This is a genomic window from Agrobacterium pusense (genome assembly GCF_900102105.1).
Classification (GTDB): Bacteria; Pseudomonadota; Alphaproteobacteria; order Rhizobiales; family Rhizobiaceae; genus Agrobacterium; species Agrobacterium pusense.
On record NZ_FNBB01000012.1, the window covers coordinates 17,500 to 39,261 of the forward strand.

17 protein-coding genes are annotated in these 21,762 nt (G+C 60.3%); 11 read left to right on the forward strand and 6 right to left on the reverse strand.

Going from position 1 to position 21,762, the window contains the following annotated elements:
* Window positions 1-140: 140 nt before the first annotated feature.
* The 6 genes from lysS to BLU28_RS21445 all read right to left on the reverse strand — a co-directional run bounded on the left by lysS (window position 141) and on the right by BLU28_RS21445 (window position 7,683).
* Window positions 141-1,640 (reverse strand): lysine--tRNA ligase, encoded by a 1,500-nt coding sequence (gene lysS, locus BLU28_RS21420; RefSeq protein ID WP_077986912.1) that lies wholly within the window; start codon window positions 1,638-1,640, stop codon window positions 141-143.
* A gap of 251 nt (window positions 1,641-1,891) precedes the next feature.
* Window positions 1,892-3,349 (reverse strand): glutamate--tRNA ligase, encoded by a 1,458-nt coding sequence (gene gltX / locus BLU28_RS21425; RefSeq protein WP_022562751.1) that lies wholly within the window; start codon window positions 3,347-3,349, stop codon window positions 1,892-1,894.
* A 213-nt stretch (window positions 3,350-3,562) separates the two neighbouring features.
* On the reverse strand, window positions 3,563-5,335 hold the full coding sequence (locus tag BLU28_RS21430) for an SLC13 family permease (protein WP_077986913.1): 1,773 nt from the start codon (window positions 5,333-5,335) through the stop codon (window positions 3,563-3,565).
* Window positions 5,336-5,578: 243 nt separating this feature from the next.
* Window positions 5,579-5,866, reverse strand: coding sequence for a GIY-YIG nuclease family protein (locus tag BLU28_RS21435; protein WP_077986914.1), 288 nt, complete (start codon window positions 5,864-5,866; stop codon window positions 5,579-5,581).
* 178 nt (window positions 5,867-6,044) lie between these two features.
* The gene (locus BLU28_RS21440) at window positions 6,045-6,803 is read right to left on the reverse strand and encodes a TerC family protein (protein WP_077986915.1); all 759 of its coding nucleotides are present in this window, start codon (window positions 6,801-6,803) and stop codon (window positions 6,045-6,047) included.
* Between the two features lie 193 nt (window positions 6,804-6,996).
* Entirely contained in the window at window positions 6,997-7,683 is a 687-nt protein-coding gene (locus BLU28_RS21445) for a TetR/AcrR family transcriptional regulator (protein ID WP_004445213.1), read from the reverse strand.
* Window positions 7,684-7,846: 163 nt separating this feature from the next.
* On the opposite strand from BLU28_RS21445, the gene BLU28_RS21450 reads away from it, so the two are divergent.
* The 11 genes from BLU28_RS21450 to BLU28_RS21510 all read left to right on the forward strand — a co-directional run bounded on the left by BLU28_RS21450 (window position 7,847) and on the right by BLU28_RS21510 (window position 21,684).
* On the forward strand, window positions 7,847-9,058 hold the full coding sequence (locus BLU28_RS21450) for an HlyD family secretion protein (RefSeq protein WP_004445212.1): 1,212 nt from the start codon (window positions 7,847-7,849) through the stop codon (window positions 9,056-9,058).
* A gap of 34 nt (window positions 9,059-9,092) precedes the next feature.
* A complete protein-coding gene (locus BLU28_RS21455) occupies window positions 9,093-10,676 on the forward strand; it encodes a DHA2 family efflux MFS transporter permease subunit (protein WP_077986917.1) in 1,584 nt (527 codons plus the stop codon).
* 245 nt (window positions 10,677-10,921) lie between these two features.
* Entirely contained in the window at window positions 10,922-11,572 is a 651-nt protein-coding gene (locus tag BLU28_RS21460) for a pyridoxamine 5'-phosphate oxidase family protein (protein WP_037092303.1), read from the forward strand.
* A 116-nt stretch (window positions 11,573-11,688) separates the two neighbouring features.
* Window positions 11,689-12,711 (forward strand): LacI family DNA-binding transcriptional regulator, encoded by a 1,023-nt coding sequence (locus tag BLU28_RS21465; protein ID WP_035207134.1) that lies wholly within the window; start codon window positions 11,689-11,691, stop codon window positions 12,709-12,711.
* Window positions 12,712-12,814: 103 nt separating this feature from the next.
* Complete coding sequence (gene xylB, locus BLU28_RS21470; protein ID WP_072493040.1) at window positions 12,815-14,269, forward strand: xylulokinase; 1,455 nt, start codon at window positions 12,815-12,817, stop codon at window positions 14,267-14,269.
* A gap of 227 nt (window positions 14,270-14,496) precedes the next feature.
* A complete protein-coding gene (gene xylA / locus BLU28_RS21475) occupies window positions 14,497-15,807 on the forward strand; it encodes a xylose isomerase (protein WP_077986918.1) in 1,311 nt (436 codons plus the stop codon).
* Window positions 15,808-16,503: 696 nt separating this feature from the next.
* A complete protein-coding gene (locus BLU28_RS21485; RefSeq protein ID WP_077986965.1) occupies window positions 16,504-17,883 on the forward strand; it encodes a GH1 family beta-glucosidase in 1,380 nt (459 codons plus the stop codon).
* A 292-nt stretch (window positions 17,884-18,175) separates the two neighbouring features.
* Window positions 18,176-18,805 carry an NAD(P)H-dependent oxidoreductase gene (locus tag BLU28_RS21495; protein ID WP_004445205.1) on the forward strand — a complete coding sequence of 210 codons (630 nt, stop codon included), beginning with the start codon at window positions 18,176-18,178 and terminating at the stop codon, window positions 18,803-18,805.
* A gap of 367 nt (window positions 18,806-19,172) precedes the next feature.
* Window positions 19,173-20,213 carry a methionine ABC transporter ATP-binding protein gene (locus BLU28_RS21500; protein WP_077986919.1) on the forward strand — a complete coding sequence of 347 codons (1,041 nt, stop codon included), beginning with the start codon at window positions 19,173-19,175 and terminating at the stop codon, window positions 20,211-20,213.
* Entirely contained in the window at window positions 20,203-20,871 is a 669-nt protein-coding gene (locus BLU28_RS21505) for a methionine ABC transporter permease (RefSeq protein WP_004445202.1), read from the forward strand. Before BLU28_RS21500 ends, BLU28_RS21505 begins: the two co-directional genes overlap by 11 nt.
* A gap of 33 nt (window positions 20,872-20,904) precedes the next feature.
* Window positions 20,905-21,684, forward strand: coding sequence for a MetQ/NlpA family ABC transporter substrate-binding protein (locus tag BLU28_RS21510; RefSeq protein WP_006699526.1), 780 nt, complete (start codon window positions 20,905-20,907; stop codon window positions 21,682-21,684).
* Window positions 21,685-21,762: the final 78 nt, after the last annotated feature.

The following is a 21,762-nucleotide window of genomic DNA, read 5'->3' on the forward strand; positions in this document are numbered from 1 at the left end:
CACGTCAACAAAATCGTTAAGTTAGCAAATCCTCGGGACAAGCCCGAGGATGAGGTTGAGTGAATATTCACCTTTGAGCGCCAACTTCAAGGGGATTGCAGCTTGCCCGGAAATTCGAACCGGGCAGCGCTCCTGGTGCCTCAATCCGCCTTGTTGCGGCGGGCCGGGAAGAGAATGACGTCGCGGATTGACGGGGCGTTGGTCAAAAGCATGATCAGGCGGTCGACGCCGATGCCGAGGCCGCCGGCGGGTGGCATGCCCTGGTCGATGGCGTCGAGGAACTCGTCGTCCAGCTGCTTGTCCTTTTCGCCACGCGCATGCGCCTGTTCCAGCTGCTCCACCATGCGGCGGCGCTGTTCTTCCGGATCGTTGAGTTCCGAGAAGGCGTTGCCCACTTCCCAGGCGTTGCAATAGCTTTCGAAACGCTCGACGAGGCGGGGTTCGCCCGGCACTTCCTTGGCGAAGGGCGAGATGTCTTTCGGAAAGTGCGTGACGTGGCTCGGCTGGATCAGCGTGCCTTCCACCTTCTCTTCGAAGATGAAGGCAAGGCATTCGCCCCAGGTCCAGTCCTTCTCGACAGCAAAACCGGCGGCCTTGGCGGCAGCTCGGGCTTCTTCGTCGGTCTTGATGGCGAGGAAGTCGATAGCGGTTGCTTCCTTCACCGCATCAGGCATCGGCACGCGCTTGAACGGACCCTTGAACGAGATCGTCTGGCCCTGGAATTCCACCTCTGTGGTGCCGTGGAGCGAGATCGCCAGCGTCTCGAACAGCCGCTCAACGAGACCCATGATGTCCTCGTAGTCGGCATAGGCCCAATAGCACTCCATCATGGTGAATTCAGGATTGTGCCGTGTGGAGACGCCTTCGTTGCGGAAGTTGCGGTTGATTTCAAAAACCTTGTCGGAAAGGCCTGATACCAGCGTGCGCTTCAGGAAAAGTTCCGGCGCGATGCGCAGATACATGTCCATCTTCAGCGTGTTGTGGAAGGTCTTGAACGGATCGGCGGTCGCGCCGCCATAGACGGTCTGCAGCATCGGCGTCTCGACTTCGAGGAAGCCTTCGGCCTCCATGAAGCGGCGGATGCCGGAGAGAATCTTCGAGCGCTGCAGGAATCGCAGCTTGGATTCCTCGTTGGAGAGAATGTCGAGGTGGCGCTTGCGGTAACGCAGCTCGATGTCGGAGACGCCGTGCCACTTCTCGGGCATCGGCAGCAGCGACTTCGTCAGCATGGTGATTTCTTCGGCGTTGATCGTCAGCTCACCGCGCTTGGTGCGGCGCACCTTGCCAGTCACGCCGATGATGTCGCCGATATCGATCATCGGCAGCAGGTTGCGCGCCGCTTCCGGCGTCGTATCCTTGTGCGAGAAGATCTGCACCTTGCCCGAGGCGTCATGAATATCCATGAACATGCCGGAATTGCGCGAGGAATAAACGCGCCCCGCCACCGTCACCGTATCACCGGTCTCGACGTCGGCTTCGATATCGGCATATTTTTCCGCCAGCTCGGCATTGCTCATCGTGCGGTGGAAATGCGCCGGATAGACGTCGCCGATCTGCTCGCGCAGCAGCGCAAGTTTCTGGCGGCGCACTTCTGTCGCGTCGGAGGAGAGGGCGGTGGTTTCGGTCTTGGTGTCGGTCATCGTGTTCGCCTTTAGCGGGCTTGTTCGTTGCGGTTACCCTTGGCGCTCTGGGTTACCCCCCTCTGTCCTGCCGGACATCTCCCCCACAAGGGGGCAGATCAGATGCCGCGCCCGCCCGTTCCATGGGCAAGGTGTCAGCCGCTTGTCGATCTCCCCCCCTTGAGGGGGAGATGCCCGGCAGGGCAGAGGGGGGTGAGCCCCAGGCAAAGGGCGTATTCTAAAATGCTGCCGTCACCGCCAGCACGTCATCATCAGCTTCCGCTGCCAACCATCGTGGCCACAACGGCGATCGCAGCCTTCAGGCGCTGGCGCACGACGGAGCGGCCAAGCAGCGCCATCGAGTCAAACAGCGGCAGCGAGCGCGACGATCCGGACATGGCGACAAAAAGCGGCGGCGTGACGACGCGCAGCTTCTTGCCGGTGCGTTCGGCCACATCGCGCAGCTCGGCCTCGATGGCTTCCACATTCCAGTCGGGCATCTTTTCGAGGTCTGCCGCAACCGTGGTGAGGATTTCGTGGATTTCTTCCGGCTTGCTCTTCAGCCCGGCAAAGGAGGCGGGCGTCAGGCCAGCATCGCTTGCGAGCAGGAAGCCAGCAAGGTTAGGCAGCTCGCCGAGTTTGGAAACGCGGCTCTGCGCAAGCTTCAGGCCCTCGGTCAGGCGGGAATTCTCCATCGCCCATTCCAGTGTGCGGGCAATGAACTCTTCCGGCGAAAGCTTTTCGCGCAGCCAGCGGCCGTTCAGCCAGTCCAGCTTCTGAATGTCGAAAATGGCGCCGGCCTTGGAAAGCGCTTCCGGGTCGAACTTCGCGGCGAGCTCGTCCATGGTCAGAAGCTCTTCGCCCTCTGCGATCTGGATGAAGAACAGGCCGAGGAAGTTCATCAACGCTTCCGGCAGGTAGCCGAGCGCGGAATAATAGGAGATCGAGGTCGGGTTCTTGCGCTTGGAAAGCTTCGACTTGTCGGCATTGCGCATCAGCGAGAGATGCATGAACACCGGCTCCTGCCAGCCGAAATAACGGTACAGCAGAATGTGCTTGGGCACCGAAGCCAGCCATTCTTCGCCGCGCGCCACATGGCTGATCTTCATCAGATGGTCGTCGATGACGTTGGCCATGTGATAGGTCGGCATGCCGTCGGCCTTGATCAGCACCTGCATGTCGACGGAATCCCACGGGATCGAGACATCGCCATAAACGCCGTCATGGAAATCGCACGAGCCTTCGGTCGGGATTTTCATGCGCACGACGTTCGCTTCACCGGCGGCGACGCGGGCGGTTACTTCCTCGGCCTTCAGGTTGAGGCAGTGACCATCGTATTTCGGCGGCTTGCCGGCGGCGCGCTGGGCTTCGCGCATCTGCTCCAGCCGCTCGGGCGTGCAGAAACAGCGGAAGGCATGGCCCTTTTCCAGAAGTTCTTCGGCATAGGGCCAGTACATCGCCTTGCGCTCTGACTGGCGGTAGGGACCGTAAGGGCCGCCGACATCGGGGCCTTCCGACCAGGTAAGGCCGGTCCAGCGCAGGGCTTCCAGCACCTTCTGCTCATATTCGAGGGTCGAGCGGGTGGCGTCGGTATCCTCGATGCGCAGGATGAACTCGCCGCCGTGTTTCTTGGCGAAGAGATAGTTGAACAGCGCGATATAAGCGGTGCCGACATGCGGCTCGCCGGTGGGGGAAGGTGCGATGCGGACGCGAACGCCGGAAGTGGTCATGAATTTCACTCGTCGTGACGTGGCGGTGACATCGGGGCGGTTCCACCCTGATACCACGGAGTTTTCGTTTGGATGCGGCAGGACATCATGTCGAAAGGCGAAAAGAAAGTGCCTTTTTCATATTCCCGTTCGGCTTGGGCTTAGGCCATATTCTGCCGCAGGCGTCAAGGAAATATGGAGCCTCCAGAGGTCGGCCGGTCCTGCCGGCTGGCTTCAGTTGACCGGCCAGACGTAAAGCAGCATGGGAATGCTGGCGAGGACGATCATGATCGATAGCGGCAGGCCAAGCCGCGGATAGTCGCTGAAACGATAACCGCCAGGACCCATGACCAGCGTATTGCACTGGTGCCCGATGGGGGTGAGGAAATCGCAGCCCGCGCCGATCGCCACCGCCATCAGGAAGGCCTCCGGCCGGAAACCGAGCATGGTGGCAAAACCCGCTGCAATCGGCGCCATGACCAGCACCGTTGCGGCATTGTTGAGAAAGGGCGTAACCGCCATGGCGGTGAGCAGGATCATGCCGAGCGCGGCAAAGGGCGGCAGGCCCTGAGCCGCGTTGCCGAGCCAGGCGGCGATCAACTCGCTGGCGCCGCTGGTGCGCAGCGAGTCGCTGACGGGAATGAGGGCGGCGAGCATGACGAGGATCGGGCCATCGACGGATTTGTAGACTTCGGTCAGCGGAATCGCGCCGACGACGATCATCATGAAGGCGGCTGCGAAAAAGGCGACCGAGACCGGGACCAGACCGCTGCCGGCCGCGATCATGGCGGCGGCGAGTACGATGACCGGCAAAAGCGCGCGGCGCTGTACGCCGAGCAGAATCTCCCGCTGCGCCAGCGGCAGCAGCGAAAATTCCTGCAGCACCTGCGGCAGGTTCTTGCGGCTGCCCTGTAAAAGGATGACGTCACCCGCCTGCAATGTCAGTTCCGAGAGCCGCTGGCTGACACGCTGGCCGCGCCGGCTCACCGCGATCAGGTTGACGCCACGCGTATAGGACAGCGCGAGTTCCCGCGCCGAAATGCCGTTCAGAACGGATTCGTTGCTGATGACGGCCTCCATGGAAATGAGATCGGCGGTTTTTTGGCCGTTCTCCATCAGGGGCTTGCCGGAAAGCAGCAACTTTGCCTGGGAGACGATGCGGTCGAGCCCTTCCGGGCTGCCTTCGAGCAGAACCGTGTCTCCGGCCTTCAGCGTCACGTCGGGAAAGGGGGAAATGCGCCGCGGTCCGCGCAGGATGGTGCTGGCGATGACATCGCCATCGGCCTGCTTGAGAAGTTCGCGCAGCGGCTTGTCCGCAAAGGTATTGTCTGCAGGCAGCGTCGCTTCGGCGGTATAGGCGGACTGGTCGAGAATATCCTCGACAGAGGCCTTTTCCCGGTTACGCACCGGAAGCAACCGATAACCGAAGGTCAGGAAGATGATGCCGATGACGGTGAGGCCAGCCCCAACGGGCGTGAAATCGAACATCGAGAAGCTCTCACCGGTCATCTCCTCACGCAGGCGCGAGACGACGATGTTCGGCGACGTGCCAATCTGCGTCATCAGCCCGCCCAGCAAGGCGGCAAACGCCATTGGCATCAGGTAATAGGAAACCGGGCTTCCGGATTTGCGGGCGAACTGGAACGCGACAGGCATCATGATGGCGAGTGCGCCAATGTTCTTGATGAAGGCCGACATGACGGCGACGACGATCATCAGGAAGGCGAGCTGCAGGCCTTTTGAATGCATCTCGGGGAAATATTTCTTGATCGTCATGTCGACGATGCCTGAACGCGCCACCGCCGAACTGACAACCAGCGCGCTGCCGACGATGATGACGATATCATCCGAAAAGCCGGAAAATGCCTTGTCGAAAGGCACGACGCCGAGTGCTACAGCCACCAGCAGCGCGCTGCAGGCGACGACGTCATAACGAAACCTGTCCCAGATGAAGGCCACCATCATGCCGGCGATGACGGTGAAGGCGAGGATCTGGTCTGTCGTCATGCTGGCTTATGCTTTCGAAGGAGAGGCGGCGGAAGTCGCACCTATCGATGAGGATATCGAAGAACGCAAGCCGGGGTGAGGCGGTTCCTGGCGTGAACTGAGGATTCACGCCCCTCCGTCATGCCGGACTTGATCCGGCATCCAGCCAGCCCAAGTCTTTGGGCTGAAAGGACTCTCTCCAACGCGCAGACGCGCGTCGGCTGGATGCCGGATCAAGTCCGGCATGACGGAGGTGAGGTTTCGTTAGAGAAGATAATGAGCGATATCGTCCCATTCCGGATTGAGATCTTCAATCAACTTGATCTTCCAAGCGCGTGGCCAGTTTTTTATATTCTTTTCTCTAGCAATCGCGTCCGTGACGAGATCGTATGTCTCGAACCAAACGAGAGTCTTGACGCCATAACGGGTTGTGAAACCGGGTGTCAGATTGTTCTGATGCTCATATAGTCGCTGAGAAAGATTGCTGGTAACGCCAGTATAGAGCGTTCCGTTTCTTTTCGATGCAAGAATATAAACGTAACCTTGGCGCATGAGAAAAGCATGCGCAGCGCCAACTATTTTGGCAATAGGCAGAAATCATTTCCGTCATACCGGACTTGATCCGGTATCCAGCCAGCCCAAGTCCTTGGGCTGAAGGGACTCTTTACGATGCGCAGACGCGCATCGGCTGGATGCCGGATCAAGTCCGGCACGACGGAAGGAAGTGCGGTCAATGCGCCTCTTCCGCACCCGCCTTCTTCTTTCGCCTTGCATTGCGCGCCAGCATGTTGAGCAGTTCCACCAGTGCCGAGAACGCCATGGCGGCATAGACGTAGCCCTTGGGAACATGGAAGCCCATGCCTTCGGCGATCAGTGTCGTGCCGATCATCATCAGGAAGGCGAGCGCCAGCATGACGATGGTGGGGTTACGCTCGATGAAATTGGCGAGCGGCGTTGCGGCCAGCAGCATGACTGTCACGGCCACGATGACGGCGACGATCATGATCGGCAGGTGAGGGGTCATGCCGACGGCGGTGATGATGCTGTCCACCGAGAAGACGAGGTCGAGCAGCAGGATCTGGCCGATGGCGGCGCCGAAATTCATGCCCACAGGGCCGCCCACCAGGTCTTCCTTGTGGTCTTCCGGGTCGACATTGTGGTGAATTTCCTTGGTCGCCTTCCAGACGAGGAAGAGACCGCCGGCGATGAGGATCATGTCCTTCCACGAGAATGGGTGGCCGAAGGCTTCGAAGACCGGTGTGGTGAGCTGCACGATCCAGGCGACGGTACCAAGCAGGCCAAGGCGCATGACGAGCGCGAGGCCTATGCCGATCTTGCGGGCTTTTTCGCGCTGTTCAGGCGGCAGCTTGTTGGTGAGAATGGAGATGAAGATCAGGTTGTCGATGCCAAGCACGACCTCCATGACGATCAGTGTGACGAGCGCCACCCAGGCGGCGGGGTCCGACAGAAGAGGGAGAATGGACTCCATCAGGTATGTTTTCCTTTCAGCAACAAGGCCAGCCGATATATTCGGTGGGTGGAATTTATAGCGCAATACGCGAGAAACAAGGAGATAGCTCCTGTGTTTGGCAAGATTTCATCGAAATTTCGCGCAAACCGCGTATCGGACGCCATTGCCTTGCCGGCCCGATGCCGGTCAGGCCGTCCCTTGCTGAATGGTCTCAGGCCTTGTCTGTTCCGTAAGCCGCCATGAATACGTTGATGGCGCTGCTGATAACCCGGTCCAGTTCCTCGTCGGGAACCGGGCCTTCCAGTTCGCCGAACAGCCGCAGCTTGAAGAAGGTGCCGGTGGAAAGCTCGATATATTGCCGGGCGGCCAGTTCAGGATCGTCCACTTTCAGATGGCCGATCTCGACCTGATGTTGGATGAAATCCAGGAGCACGGTGCGTACGTTGTTCGGAGCCGACAGGAAAAAGCGCTGCGCCAGTTTTGGCATGCGATCGATGACGCCGAGCACCGAACGCATGGCGGGGATCATGTCCGAACAGATCATCTTGTTGGCAAAGGCCTTGCCGAACTGCTCCAGCCCCTCGCGCACCTCCTCGGTGCCCTCAAGGATATGGCGCATGGAGGTGGCGAATTCGTTGCGATGGTGGTCGACGAGCGCAACGAACAGATCCTCCTTGTTGGAGAAATAGACGTAGATCGTGCCCTTGGAAACGCCCGCTTCACGCGTGATGTCGTTCATGCTGGCCGCATCGAAGCCCTTGCGCTTGAACACACGCCACGCACCTGCCAGAATCTGCTCGCGTTTGGCCGGGTCTTCGCCCGCCGCAAAACGCCCGGCGGCATTGCCCGGACAGCCCGTTTCCGTTTCCGTCTCCATATCCCTGTCTTCACCTGCCATCGCTACCGCCCTCATAGCATCACAACGGCGTAAAAAAAATTAACCGAACGTCGAACCAATCGGTTCGATAACACTTGATATGTGTCAGGAAAGAGATTATGTCAATCGAACCGAACGGTTCAGTTCGAAAAACTTTCTTCAATCTATCACGGTAAGCTCTCTCATGTCGGCCCAGAAGAATAATGCGGTTCGCGCCGTCAACGATGCGGAAGAGGCGGATATCTCCGCCAAGGCCGAGACCTCTCCCGCAAAGCCGGCGGAGGCGCCTTCCCAGCAGCCGCAGGCAGCGCCGGCACCAAAGCAGAAGAAGCGCTCGAAGCTTCTGCCTGTCATTGCCATTGCACTGCTGGCCGGTGCTGGCTGGTACGGTTACAACTGGTGGATCGATGGTCGCTTCCTGGTGTCGACGGACGACGCCTATATCGAAGGTGACATCGCGGTCATCGCGCCGAAGGTTTCCGGTTACGTCGCCAGGGTGAACGTGGTCGAGAACCAGGAAGTCAAGGCGGGCGACCCGCTGGTGACGCTTGACGACGGCGATTATCGTATCGCGCTTGACCAGGCCGAAGCGCAGATCCGCACCGAGGAACTGTCTCTGAAGCGTATCGATGCGCAGATCATCGGCGGCGAAGCGGCGCTCGAGCAGGCCGTTGCCCAGAAGGGCGCGCTGGATGCAGCCCTTCGTGGTGCGGAAATCACCCAGAAGCGCGCAAGCCAGCTGCAGGCAAAGGATGTCGGCACGGTTGCCGCGTCCGATAATGCGCAGGTCGCGCTCGATCAGGCCAAGGCGAATGTCGTGGCCGGCGATGCCGCCATCGCCTCGGCCAAGGCCAATGTGGAGCTCCTGCGCGCCCAGCGTCAGGAGGCGGAAAGCACCATCCGTTCGCTGCAGCTGTCCCGCGACAAGGCGGCCCGCGATCTGTCCTTCACGGTTCTGAAGGCGCCTTATGACGGCGTTATCGGCAATCTCGCGGTACAGAATGGCGATCTGGTGTCTGTCGGCAAGCGTCTGGCTTCGCTGGTGCCGATGAACGAGCTTTATATCGACGCCAATTTCAAGGAAACGCAGCTCGCCCGCGTCGTACCCGGTTCGAAGGTGCGCGTGCATGTCGACGCCTTTGACGACGCGACGATCGAAGGCACGGTCCAGTCGATCTCGCCGGGTTCCGGCTCGGTCTTCTCGATGCTGCCGCCGGAAAATGCGACGGGCAATTTCACCAAGGTCATCCAGCGCGTGCCGGTTCGGATCGTCTTCTCCAAGGAAGACCTCGAAAAGCATAATCTGCGCGCGGGCCTCAGCGTTGTTGTCGATGTCGATACCCGCACGGCGCCGGAAACCACCAGAACGGCGCAAGCTAATCCGCAGGCCAAGTAAGGCGCGTCTTTGACGCACCGTTGAGGGCAAGATCATGGCGGCTACGGTTGTCGGTACGGGCGGGGCGTCCATCCCCGCCGATCCTCCGATGGACAGGCGCAGGCTCATCGCATTCTTCGCGATGGTCTTCGGCATGTTCATGTCTATTCTCGACATTCAGATCGTCTCCGCCTCGCTTGCGGAAATCCAGGCCGGCCTCGGCGCCGGCTCGGATGAGATCGCCTGGGTGCAGACGTCCTATCTGATCGCGGAAGTCATTATGATCCCGCTGTCGGGCACGCTGGCGCGCATTCTCTCCACGCGCGTGCTCTTCGCCACCTGTGCTGCGGGCTTCACGATCTCGAGCGCGCTCTGCGCCACTGCCACCAATATCGACCAGATGATCGTTTACCGCGCGATCCAGGGCTTTATCGGCGGCGGCATGATCCCGTCGGTCTTTGCGGCCGCCTTTACCATCTTCCCGCCGTCGAAACGGTCGGTCGTCTCACCGATCATCGGTCTGGTCGCCACGCTCGCGCCCACCATCGGCCCGACGGTCGGCGGTTATCTTTCCAACGCCTTTTCCTGGCACTGGCTGTTCCTCGTCAACATCATCCCCGGCATCATCGTCACCATCCTGACATGGAGCCTGATCGATTTCGACAAGCCGGAGCGGTCGCTCTGGAAGAAGTTCGACTGGTGGGGGCTGATCTCTATGGCCGTCTTCCTCGGCTCGCTGGAATATGTGCTGGAAGAGGGTAACAACAAGGACTGGTTTAACGACGAACACATCGTCATGGGAACGGTCGCCATGGTTATCGGCGCGGTCGTCTTTTTCTGGCGCGCCTTCAAGGTGGAGTTCCCCGTGGTTGATATCCGCGCCTTTGCGGACCGCAACTTTTCCATCGGCTCGCTGTTCTCCTTCGTCATGGGAATCGGGCTTTACGGGTTGACCTATCTCTACCCGCTCTATCTCGGCCGGGTGAGGGGATATGACGCGCTGATGATCGGCGAGACCATGTTCGTGTCCGGCCTTGCGATGTTCTTCACCGCGCCGATTGCCGGCAAGGTCTCCACCAAGCTCGATCCGCGGGCGATGATGGCCATCGGCTTCATCAGCTTCGGCTGCGGCACCTGGATCATGACGCACGTGACGACCGACTGGGATTTCTACGAGCTGCTGATCCCGCAGATCCTGCGCGGTTTCGGCCTGATGATGTGCATGGTGCCGATCAACAACATCGCGCTCGGCACCCTGCCGCCCGCCCGTATCCGCAACGCCTCCGGCCTGTTCAACCTCACGCGTAACCTCGGCGGCGCCGTTGGTCTTGCCGTCATCAACACCATGCTGTCGCAGCGCACGGACGACCATTATGTGCGTCTGGCCGAACATATCAGCTATTCCAACCCCAAGGCGCTGGAATGGCTGAACAGTGTCGGCGCCAACTATGATTCCTACGGGCTGGACGGCGCATCCGTCGCGGTCAAGAAAATGGTCGGCATGGTCTCGCAGCAGGCATGGATTCTAGCCTTCGCCGATGTGTTCTTCGCGCTGACGCTGCTGTTTTCCAGCCTGATCTTCATGACGATCCTGATCCAGAAACCCAAGGCAGCGCCGCCGCCAGACGCGGCGCACTGATAACAATCCCCTCCCATCCACCGCAGAGCTGGGGCCGTCGGAAATGACGGCCCCTTTTTTATATCCGGCCAAAATCCCCATTTCGCCTGTTGCCAGATTTCGACTGTTGATCGCGACGGGCAAGCCATGTATATCAATTTATGAGGTACGTACCTCAAAAAGGCGCAAGGGTAGCGAAAACGGGGCCGGGAGGACGGCTGACCGGTATTTTGGCCCCTTGGGCAGGGCGGTTCAGAGGGGAGATCATGGCGGCCTTGGAACTCAATCCAGACTTCGCAATCACGGATGAGCAGTCGCTTCGCGGCCTGTTCGAGCCGACACATGCCCTCGCGCTACAGAAGTGTCAGGACAGGCTCGGCGAACATGCGCAGGAATTCATTCGGCGTTCGCCCTTTCTCTGCATCGGCACCCAAAACCTTGAGGGAAAGGCCGATGTCAGCCCCCGCGGCGATCCGCCGGGCTTTGTAAGGGTTCTCGACGCGCGCACGCTGGCGATCCCGGACCGGCCGGGCAACAATCGCCTTGATACGCTCAGCAATATCATCGCCAACCCCATTGTCGGTCTCTTGTTTATCGTGCCCGGTTTCGACGACACCCTGCGGGTGAACGGGCGAGCGACACTGAGCACCGATCCAGAACTACTGAAGCTGATGAGCGTTGCGGATCGTATCCCCAAACTTGCCATCGTCTTGAAGGTGGATGAGGTCTTCATGCATTGCGCCAAGGCGTTCCGGCGCTCCCACCTGTGGGATCCCGCGCATCACCAGTCCCGGTCGGAAATGCCCTCGCTTATCAAGATCATCTTGGATGAAACGTCGCGCACTCCGACAAATGGGGATGACCTGCGGAAGATGGATGAGCAGCTGGAGCAGGACTACCGCCGGACCCTCTATTAGCCTCAGCCCATGCCGGGATTGATATTCCGCAGCCATTTGATGAATTATGAGGTACGTACATCATTTTTCGATTTACGGCGGCCGCAAAGCTGGATATGCAGGAGGCGGGAGGAGCCATGAAGCCGACAGTTCACGATATCGCCGAGCGGGCGGGCGTCAGCCTCGCCACCATAGACCGGGTGCTGAACATGCGTCCCGGCGTGCATGCCGCAACGCGGGCGCGGGTGGAAGCGGCCATTGCCGAACTGGGTTATGTGCGCGACATCGCCGCCGCCAATCTGGCCAAGGGGCGCAATTACTCGATGATCTTCATCCTGCCCGGCAACGACAATTCCTTCATGGCGACACTGCGCGCCGAGGTACGGGCTGCGGCCAGCCGCTCGCATCTGGAGCGGACGGCGATCCGCGTCATCGAGGTGCCGCCGTTTAATGCTGCGGCTCTGACCGAGGCTCTGGAAGTTGCGCGCCGGGAAAAGCCATCCGGGGTGGCCTTCGTCGCCACCGATTCCGAAGATGTGGCGGAGGCCGCCGACCGGCTGGCGGAAGACGGCATCGCCACGGTGACGCTGGTGTCGGACCTCTCGGGTTCGAGGCGCGACCATTATGCCGGCGTAGACAACGTCGCCGCCGGGCGCACGGCGGCGAGCCTGATGGGACGTTTTCTTTCCGGGCGCGGCGGAGATGTCGCCGTTGTGGCCGGCTCCATGCTGGTGCGCGACCATCGCGAGCGTCTGGAAGGGTTTCGCGCCGTCATCGAGGCAGAGTTTCCCCAGGCGCGGCTGCTGCCGGTGCTGGAGGGCAGGGACGATCCGCTGACCGTCGAGGCGCTGGTGCGCGAGGCGCTCGGCAATGCAACCCTCGCCGGCATTTACAGTCTCGGTGCCGGTAATCGAGGTCTCATCCGCGCGCTTGGAGCGGTAGATGACGAAAGACCGCTTTCGGTCATCGCCCATGAGCTCACCGAAACCACCGCCAATGCGCTGCGGCAAGGGCTGCTGGATGCCGTGCTCAACCAGGACGCGGGTCACGAGGTGCGCAGCGCCATCCGCGTCCTGAAGGCGCGCGCCGATGGCCTGCCCGTCATCGCCGCGCAGGAACGTATTCGTATCGATATCTTCCTCAGGGACAATCTTCCCTGAAGAAACTCTTCCGAAGGACAAGTGGCCGCCGGTTTTCCCTCTGGCGGCGGCTTTAAAAAACCGCATGAACTTTGGCGCATGGCGCGCCGGAATGGAGAAATACATGTATCTCGGTCTCGATCTTGGCACTTCAGGCGTCAAAGCCCTGCTGATGGACGGCGATCAGAAAATCATCGGCTCGGCCAACGGCTCGCTGGATGTCTCGCGCCCGCATCATGGCTGGTCGGAACAGGACCCGGCGGACTGGATCGCCGCGACGAAAACCGCAGTTGCCGGCCTGAAGCAGAAATTTCCGAAAGAGCTTGCCGCGGTGAAGGGCATCGGCCTTTCCGGCCAGATGCACGGCGCCACACTTGTCGATGCCGATGGCAAGGTGCTGCGCCCCTGCATTCTCTGGAATGACACCCGCTCCCATGCCGAAGCAGCCGCACTCGACGCTGATCCGCGCTTCCGCAAGATAACCGGCAATATCGTCTTCCCCGGCTTCACCGCGCCGAAGCTCGCCTGGGTGGCAAAGAACGAACCTGAAGTCTTCGCAAAAGTCGCCAAGGTATTGCTGCCGAAGGATTATCTGCGGCTGTGGCTGACCGGTGAATATATCTCGGAAATGTCCGATTCCGCCGGCACTTCCTGGCTCGATACCGGCGCGCGCAAATGGTCTTCCGACCTGCTTGCCGCCACCGGGCTCGATGAAAAACACATGCCGTCTCTGGTGGAAGGCACGGATGAGGCGGGCGTTCTGCGCGCCGAGCTTGCCTCCGAATGGGGCATTTCCGGCCGGGCCGTGGTTGCCGGCGGAGCGGGCGACAATGCCGCCTCGGCCTGTGGCATGGGCACGGTGAAGGAAGGTCATGCCTTCGTGTCGCTCGGAACCTCTGGCGTGCTTTTTGCCGCCAATGCCTCTTATCTGCCGAAGCCGGAAAGCGCCGTGCATGCTTTCTGCCACGCGTTGCCCAATACCTGGCACCAGATGGGCGTCATTCTCTCCGCCACGGATGCGCTGAACTGGTATTCGCGGCTGACAGGCCAATCTGCCGCCGATCTGACCGGCGAACTCGGCGACACGCTGCTTGCACCGACTGGCGTCACTTTCGCTCCCTACCTTTCCGGCGAGCGCACACCGCACAATGATGCTGCCATCCGCGGCTCCTTCATCGGCCTTTCGCATGAGAGCGACCGCAAGGCGCTGACGCAGGCCGTGCTTGAGGGCGTGACCTTCGCGATCAGAGACAATCTCGAAGCCCTGAAATCCGCCGGCACCTCGATCTCTCGTGTCACCGCCATCGGCGGCGGCTCGCGTTCGGCCTATTGGCTGGCGTCGATTGCTACGTCGCTTGGTGTGCCAGTGGATATTCCCGCCGAGGGCGATTTCGGTGCGGCCTTCGGTGCCGCGCGTCTCGGCCTGATTGCCGCGACCGGAGCTGATCCGGTGGCGGTGTGCTCGCAGCCGGAGACGGCGCGGACGATTGAGCCGGTGGCTGATCTGGCCGGTGCCTATGAGGAGGCTTACCGGCGGTATCACGCGGTTTATCCGGCGATTAGGGGGCTTTCGCATTGAGACACGGCGTGTGGGGCTTCACCCCCCTCTGCCCTGCCGGGCATCTCCCCCACAAGGAGGGAGATCGAATCGCCGCACCGTCCCGGCCATCTCTAACGCAGCGGAGGATGCGCCGAAGTTAACGTCTTGCCGATCTCCCCCCTTGAGGGGGAGATGTCCGGCAGGACAGAGGGGGGTAGCCACACCCTCCATCAATTAAACCTAACCCACCAAGGAGGAACCACCCAATGAGCACAGGCTTCTTCGGCGATATCGCCAAGATCAAATATGAAGGCCCCGACAGCACCAATCCGCTGGCCTTCCGCCACTACAACCCTGATGAAATCGTCGCGGGCAAGCGCATGGAAGACCATCTGCGTTTTGCGGTGGCCTACTGGCACACCTTCACCTGGCCGGGCGGTGACCCCTTTGGCGGCCAGACGTTCGAGCGTCCATGGTTTGAAGACAGCATGCAGGCCGCGAAACTGAAGGCCGACGTGGCGTTCGAATTCTTCTCGCTGCTCGGTTCGCCGTTCTACTGCTTCCACGATGCCGACGTACGGCCGGAAGGCGAGAACTTCGCGGAAAACACCAAGAACCTCAACGAGATCGTTGATTATTTCGCGCAGAAGCAGGCCGATACCGGCGTGAAGCTCCTTTGGGGCACGGCCAACCTCTTCTCCAACCGCCGCTTCATGTCGGGTGCCGCGACCAATCCCGATCCTGACGTCTTCGCTTTCTCCGCCGCAACGGTGAAGACCTGCATGGACGCCACCAAGAAGCTCGGCGGCGCGAACTACGTTCTGTGGGGCGGCCGCGAAGGCTACGAAACCCTGCTCAACACCGATCTGTCGCGCGAGCTCGACCAGCTTGGCCGCTTCCTCAATCTGGTGGTGGAATACAAATACAAGATCGGTTTTGAAGGCACGATCCTGATCGAGCCGAAGCCGCAGGAGCCGACCAAGCACCAGTACGACTATGACGTCGCCACCGTTTATGCCTTCCTGCAGAAGAACGGTCTCGACAAGGAAGTGAAGGTCAATATCGAGCAGGGCCACGCCATCCTCGCCGGCCACTCTTTCGAGCACGAGCTTGCCATGGCGAACGCCTTCGGCATTTTCGGCTCCATCGACATGAACCGCAACGATTACCAGTCCGGCTGGGATACGGACCAGTTCCCCAACAACGTGCCGGAAATGGCGCTCGCCTATTACCATGTTCTCGCCGGCGGCGGCTTCAAGAATGGCGGTACCAACTTCGATTCCAAGCTGCGTCGCCAGTCGCTCGATCCGCAGGACCTGCTGATCGGCCATATCGGTGGCATGGATTGCTGCGCCCGTGGCCTCAAGGCGGCGGCGAAGATGATCGAGGACGGCGCATTGTCGAAGCCACTCAAGGAGCGCTACGCCAAGTGGGATTCGCCGGAAGCCCAGAAGATGCTGCGCGGCGAGCTGAAGCTCGACGAGATCGCGGCATTGGTCGAGCGCGAGGATATCAACCCCGAGCCGAAATCGGGTCGTCAGGAATATCTCGAAAACGTGGTCAATCGTTACGTTTGACGTGATGGGGGTGACGGCAACGTTGCCCCCTCATCGCCTCGCTGCGCTCCGGCACTTCTCCCCGGCGGGGAGAAGAACAAGCTTCACGCTCCTTGCCAAACGCGGCGGGCTCGGCACATTTCTTCTCTCCGCCGGGGGAGCCCAAAGGGCCGGGGGGGCGCTCTCAGTTCAGCTCCAGAAGAAGCTGACAACTCTGCGCCACCCCTCCATCCTTTTCAGTCACTTCCGAAAAAATTCTTCCTCTCCCGTCCCCATTGCCTCCGTTGGCTGCATCATTCCTCCCGCAACCGGAACGGAAGGGCGATACGCGCGGCGCCTTTTGCGAACCGGTTGCCGGCATCGACAAGCATGGGTCTGGTAGACCGTGTTTCGGAGAGGCGTCCCGCACGGCCAGAGGCGGGAAGGGCTGATCGGATAGATGTCGTGAAAAGGCTTTAGGTGAGAGGCCATGATCATGGTCTTCATGATGCGGCCCGGTGCATGCAAATACTTCCACCACTTCTCATTCCACACGCATTCACCGGGCCTGCCTCCCATGCCGCCGCTACTCGCTGCGGTGACGTTTGCGCATGCAAAGCGCTTTGGGCCTGTTCACCGCGCATCCTGAAACGTTGTAGATTCCGCCGAGCCCGACTGTACCTCGCAGGCGACATGGTCTAAACCGCTGCTGATCTTTCACATCCGATGGACTCTCCGATGACCGATCCCAAAACGCTCGCAGCCCGTTTCCCCGGCGATTTCCTGTTTGGCGTCGCAACTGCCTCGTTCCAGATCGAAGGTTCCACCAAGGCGGATGGCCGCAAGCCCTCCATCTGGGATGCCTTCTGCAATATGCCAGGCCATGTCTTCGGGCGTCACAATGGCGATATCGCCTGCGATCATTACAATCGCTGGGAGGAAGACCTCGATCTCATCGAGGAGATGGGGGTGGAGGCCTATCGTTTCTCGATCGCCTGGCCGCGCATCATTCCCGATGGTTTCGGGCCGATCAACGAGAAGGGTCTGGATTTCTACGACCGTCTCGTTGATGGCTGCAAGGCACGCGGGATCAAGACCTATGCGACGCTGTACCATTGGGATCTGCCGCTGACCCTGATGGGGGATGGCGGCTGGGCTTCCCGCTCCACGGCACATGCCTTCCAGCGTTACGCCAAGACCGTCATGGCCCGCCTCGGCGACCGGCTGGATGCGGTTGCGACCTTCAACGAGCCTTGGTGCGCGGTGTGGCTCAGCCATCTCTATGGTATCCACGCGCCGGGTGAGCGCAACATGGAGGCGGCCCTTGCCGCCATGCACCATATCAACCTCGCCCATGGTTTTGGCGTGGAAGCTTCCCGCCATGTCGCGCCGAAAGTGCCGGTGGGGCTGGTATTGAACGCCCATTCCGTCATTCCCGCTTCCGATGGCGAGGCTGATCTGAAGGCAGCCGAGCGGGCCTTCCAGTTCCACAATGGCGCGTTCTTTGACCCGGTCTTCAAGGGCGAATATCCCGCCGAGATGATGGAGGCGCTGGGTGATCGTATGCCCGTCGTGGAGGCGGAAGACCTCGGCATCATCAGCCAGAAGCTCGACTGGTGGGGCCTGAATTATTACACGCCGATGCGCGTTGCCGACGACGCGACACCGGGCGCGGAATTCCCCGCGACTATGCCCGCACCGGCGGTCAGCGATGTGAAGACCGATATCGGCTGGGAGGTTTACGCTCCGGCGCTGAAGTCGTTGGTTGAGACGCTCTACAGGCGTTACGATCTGCCGGAGTGCTACATCACCGAAAACGGCGCCTGCTATAATATGGGCGTCGAAAACGGCGAGGTGAATGACCAGCCGCGTCTCGATTATTACGCCGAACACCTCGGCATCGTCGCCGATCTCATCCGTGACGGTTACCCGATGCGCGGTTATTTCGCCTGGAGCCTGATGGATAATTTCGAATGGGCCGAGGGTTACCGCATGCGTTTCGGGCTCGTGCATGTTGATTACGAAACGCAGGTGCGGACGGTGAAGAATAGCGGCAAGTGGTACAGCGCGCTGGCTTCGGGTTTTCCGAAGGGGAACCATGGGGTGGTGAAGGGGTGAAACCTCTCCAACGTCATCCTCGGGCTTGTCCCGAGGATCTGCAACCTGCTGATTTTATTCAATGTGATTAGATCCTCGGCACAGGGCCGAGGATGACGTCGAGAGGATGTATCGCGGGCACGCCAAAAAGTTCTCTCCCCTTATTATCAGTTTTCCAAACTTTTTTATCGGTTACCCCACGGTGCCTGCTTGCGCCTGCCGTCCCGGCTCCTATGTGAGACGGGCTACGAAGCGTAGCGCCCATCCTGCCGTCAAGGGGCAGGGCGGGCTGGTCCTCCCAGGGAAAACGAACATGCTTATCGAAAAACTTAACTGGCGTTATGCCACCAAGAAAATGGACCCTTCCAAGACGGTGTCCGAAGACAAGGTTGAGCGCATTGTCGAGGCAGCGCGGCTGGCGCCCACCTCCAGCGGTCTTCAGCCCTTTGAAGTCATCGTCGTCACCGATCCGGAAGTGCGCGCCAAGATCCGCGAGATCGCCTGGAACCAGGCGCAGGTGACCGAAGGCTCGCATCTGCTGGTCTTTGCGGCGTGGGATAATTACACCGAAGAGCGGATCAACCATATGTTCGATCTGGTCAATGAAGAGCGCGGCATCAAGAATGAAGGCTGGGAAGCCTATCGCCAGATGCTGCTTAACACCTATCCGCAGCGCGATCAGCAGGTGAATTTCGAGCACGCCGCCCGTCAGGCCTATATCGGTTTCGGCATGGCTGTGGCGCAGGCCGCCTTTGAGGGTGTGGATTCCACTCCGATGGAAGGTTTCGATCCTGCCAAGCTCGATGAAATCCTTGGCCTGCGTGAGAAGGGCCTGCGCTCCGTCACCATCCTGCCGCTCGGTTATCGCCAGCCGGAAGGCGACTGGCTGGTGAACCTGAAGAAGGTGCGCCGCCCCGCTGAAGAATTCGTCAGCCGCGTCTGATTCAAGGTACTCGCAAAATCTTGACTGCCGCAGGGCTGCACACGCGGCTTTGCGGTAGATTTTTCCTCTCTTTTCAGATAATTGAAAAAACATCCCTGTTAAAAGGTGGCGTGTGCGGGCAAGTATGCGCCATCGAATTGCCGATCCCCGGCATTTCTGAGTGAAAGCCTGACGAAATGACCCGGAAAATCAGCTGTCATCGAATGTGCCCGAAGGCTGCATGAAGAGAGCGGTTCAGCACCGCAACAGGATTTTTTGAGACCCGATCCGTCACGCATTCCCAGAGTTCACAATGAGTTTTCCATCCAGTGCGGCCTCGCCCGCGCGCCAAGAACAGGCGGTCCCTGAAGGGGCGGCAAAGGAGCCGATGGTCACGTTCGAAGGCGTGACCAAGACCTTTGGCGGCACGGGCGGCAAGCCCGGCTTCGCAGCTCTAGCCGGTATCGATTACGCCGTGCCGAAAGGCTCAATCACCGGCATCATCGGTCGCTCCGGTGCCGGCAAGTCCACGCTCATCCGCCTCGCCAACGGCCTTGAAAAGCCTTCGACCGGTCGTGTGATCGTTGATGGCGTCGATGTTGCGGCGCTCGATGAAAAGAGCCTGCGCACGCTGCGTCGTTCCGTCGGCATGATCTTCCAGCACTTCAATCTCCTGTCCTCGCGCACAGCCTTCGACAATGTGGCGCTGCCGCTCGAAATATCAGGCATGGGCAAGAGGGAAATCGAGACCCGGGTTGCGCCGCTGCTCGATCTTGTTGGCCTGTCCGATAAGGCAAAGCGTTATCCGGCGGAACTTTCCGGCGGCCAGAAGCAGCGTGTCGGCATTGCCCGCGCGCTCGCCACCCAGCCGAAGCTGCTGCTGTCCGACGAAGCAACGTCTGCGCTCGATCCGGAAACGACACAATCCATTCTCGAACTGCTGAAGCGCATCAATGCTGAACTCGGTCTGACCGTGCTGCTCATCACCCATGAGATGGAAGTGGTAAAGACCATCGCGTCGCAGGTGGCCGTCATCGACAGGGGACTGATCGTTGAGCAAGGCAGCACCTTCGATATCTTCACGGCGCCGAAACACGAGACCACCCGCAGCCTGCTGTCCTCCTCTGTCGGCGTGAAGCTGCCGCACTGGGTTACCTCTGGTCTCAAGCCGCAGGCAGCGGAAGGCGATCGTGTTCTGGTGCGTCTGGTGTTCTTCGGCGAAACGGCCTTCCAGCCGCTGACGGCCCGTCTCGTCGCCGAAATCGGCCCCGATGTGAACATCCTCGCCGGCACCATCGAGGAAATTTCCGGGGAGCCCTTCGGTTCGCTTGTCGTCTCCTATCCGGCCTCGGCTGAGGTTACGGCGCGCGCCGATCGCTTTTATGCTGAAACCGGTCTTCACACGGAGGTGCTCGGTTATGTCGCCTGATATGATCTTCAGCCTTCTGCTGAAAGGGCTGTTGCAAACCCTTCACATGGTTGCTGTTTCCGGCATCGTTGGGTCCATCATCGGCGTGCCGATGGGCGTTTTCCTCGCCACCAGCGGCAAGGGCGAACTGTTTCCCGCGCCCATGACCAACCGCATCCTCGGCCTCATCGTGAATGCGGCGCGCTCCACGCCCTTCATCATTCTTGTCGTGGCGATCATTCCCTTCACCCGTCTCGTGGCGGGCACGTCGATCGGCACCAGTGCCGCCATCGTGCCGCTGACGGTCGCGACCGTGCCTTTCATCGCCAGGCTGGTGGAAGCGGCGATCCGCGAGGTGGACAAGGGTCTGATCGAGGCTGCCCGCGCCATGGGTGCGACGCCGTTGCAAATCGTCACCAAGGTTCTGCTGGCTGAGGCTAAGCCCGGCATCACGCTGGCGCTCACGCTTACGCTGGTCAGCCTCATCGGTTATTCGGCCATGGTGGGCGCGGTTGGCGGCGGCGGGCTGGGCGATCTCGGCATCCGCTACGGTTACCAGCGCTTCATGCCAGACGTGATGCTGGCCGTGGTTCTGGTGCTGATCGTGCTGGTGCAACTGGTGCAGAGCGCCGGCGACAGGCTGGCGCGCAGCTTCGACAAGCGTACACGGAAGAATTAACTGCGTTCATAATAACAACCCAAGGAGACACCCATGAAGAAACTTATTCTCGCGGCATCGCTCGCCGCTCTCTTCACTGCCGGTCAGGCGCTGGCCGAGACGATCAAGATCGGCGTCACCCCCGCCGAACACGCGCAGATCATGGAACAGGTGAAGAAGATCGCGGCCGCCAAGGGCCTCGATATCGATATCGTCGAGTTCTCCGATTATGTCGTGCCGAACCAGGCGCTGAACGACGGCGAGCTGCAGGCCAACTCCTTCCAGCACCAGCCTTACCTCGACAACCAGATCGCTGACCGCAAGTTCGATCTCGTCAGCGTCGGCACCACCATCACCACCCCGATGGGCGTTTATTCGAAGAAGGTGAAGAGCCTTGACGAGCTGAAGGATGGCGCGACGGTCGGTATTCCGAACGATCCCACCAATGGCGGCCGAGCCCTTCTGGTTCTTGCTTCCAAGGGCCTGATCAAGGTCAAGGAAGAAGCTGGCCTCAAGGTAACCCCTGCCGACATCACCGAAAACCCGAAGAACATCCAGATCGTCGAACTCGACGCCGCACAGCTGCCGCGCTCGCTTGACGATACCGACGCTTCGGTCATCAACACCAACTATGCCACGGCAGCCGGCCTGAACCCGAAGAAGGACTCCATCGCCATCGAAAGCGAAAAGTCCCCTTACGCGAACGTCATCGCCGTTCGCACGCAGGACAAGGACAAGCCCTGGGTGAAGACGCTGGTGGAATCCTACCACAGCCCGGAAGTGAAGGCCTTCATTCTGGAGAAGTATAACGGCACGGTTATCCCGTCCTGGTAATCGCTCCATCACGATGAAAATGATGACCTCTCCCGCGCGCGGGGGAGGTTTTTGTTTTACGGACGGGCGCAAATCCAC

What these genes read in the sequence shown, in the direction of transcription:
- BLU28_RS21510 (WP_006699526.1), top strand. Translation starts at nt 20,905, where the DNA reads ATGAAGAAACTTATTCTCGCGGCATCGCTCGCCGCTCTCTTCACTGCC.
- BLU28_RS21460 (WP_037092303.1), top strand. Translation starts at nt 10,922, where the DNA reads ATGGCGGCCTTGGAACTCAATCCAGACTTCGCAATCACGGATGAGCAG.
- BLU28_RS21505 (WP_004445202.1), top strand. Translation starts at nt 20,203, where the DNA reads ATGTCGCCTGATATGATCTTCAGCCTTCTGCTGAAAGGGCTGTTGCAA.
- xylB (WP_072493040.1), top strand. Translation starts at nt 12,815, where the DNA reads ATGTATCTCGGTCTCGATCTTGGCACTTCAGGCGTCAAAGCCCTGCTG.
- BLU28_RS21430 (WP_077986913.1), bottom strand. Translation starts at nt 5,335, where the DNA reads ATGACGACAGACCAGATCCTCGCCTTCACCGTCATCGCCGGCATGATG.
- BLU28_RS21500 (WP_077986919.1), top strand. Translation starts at nt 19,173, where the DNA reads ATGGTCACGTTCGAAGGCGTGACCAAGACCTTTGGCGGCACGGGCGGC.
- lysS (WP_077986912.1), bottom strand. Translation starts at nt 1,640, where the DNA reads ATGACCGACACCAAGACCGAAACCACCGCCCTCTCCTCCGACGCGACA.
- BLU28_RS21495 (WP_004445205.1), top strand. Translation starts at nt 18,176, where the DNA reads ATGCTTATCGAAAAACTTAACTGGCGTTATGCCACCAAGAAAATGGAC.
- BLU28_RS21445 (WP_004445213.1), bottom strand. Translation starts at nt 7,683, where the DNA reads ATGGCAGGTGAAGACAGGGATATGGAGACGGAAACGGAAACGGGCTGT.
- BLU28_RS21465 (WP_035207134.1), top strand. Translation starts at nt 11,689, where the DNA reads ATGAAGCCGACAGTTCACGATATCGCCGAGCGGGCGGGCGTCAGCCTC.
- BLU28_RS21455 (WP_077986917.1), top strand. Translation starts at nt 9,093, where the DNA reads ATGGCGGCTACGGTTGTCGGTACGGGCGGGGCGTCCATCCCCGCCGAT.
- gltX (WP_022562751.1), bottom strand. Translation starts at nt 3,349, where the DNA reads ATGACCACTTCCGGCGTTCGCGTCCGCATCGCACCTTCCCCCACCGGC.
- BLU28_RS21435 (WP_077986914.1), bottom strand. Translation starts at nt 5,866, where the DNA reads ATGCGCCAAGGTTACGTTTATATTCTTGCATCGAAAAGAAACGGAACG.
- BLU28_RS21440 (WP_077986915.1), bottom strand. Translation starts at nt 6,803, where the DNA reads ATGGAGTCCATTCTCCCTCTTCTGTCGGACCCCGCCGCCTGGGTGGCG.
- xylA (WP_077986918.1), top strand. Translation starts at nt 14,497, where the DNA reads ATGAGCACAGGCTTCTTCGGCGATATCGCCAAGATCAAATATGAAGGC.
- BLU28_RS21450 (WP_004445212.1), top strand. Translation starts at nt 7,847, where the DNA reads ATGTCGGCCCAGAAGAATAATGCGGTTCGCGCCGTCAACGATGCGGAA.
- BLU28_RS21485 (WP_077986965.1), top strand. Translation starts at nt 16,504, where the DNA reads ATGACCGATCCCAAAACGCTCGCAGCCCGTTTCCCCGGCGATTTCCTG.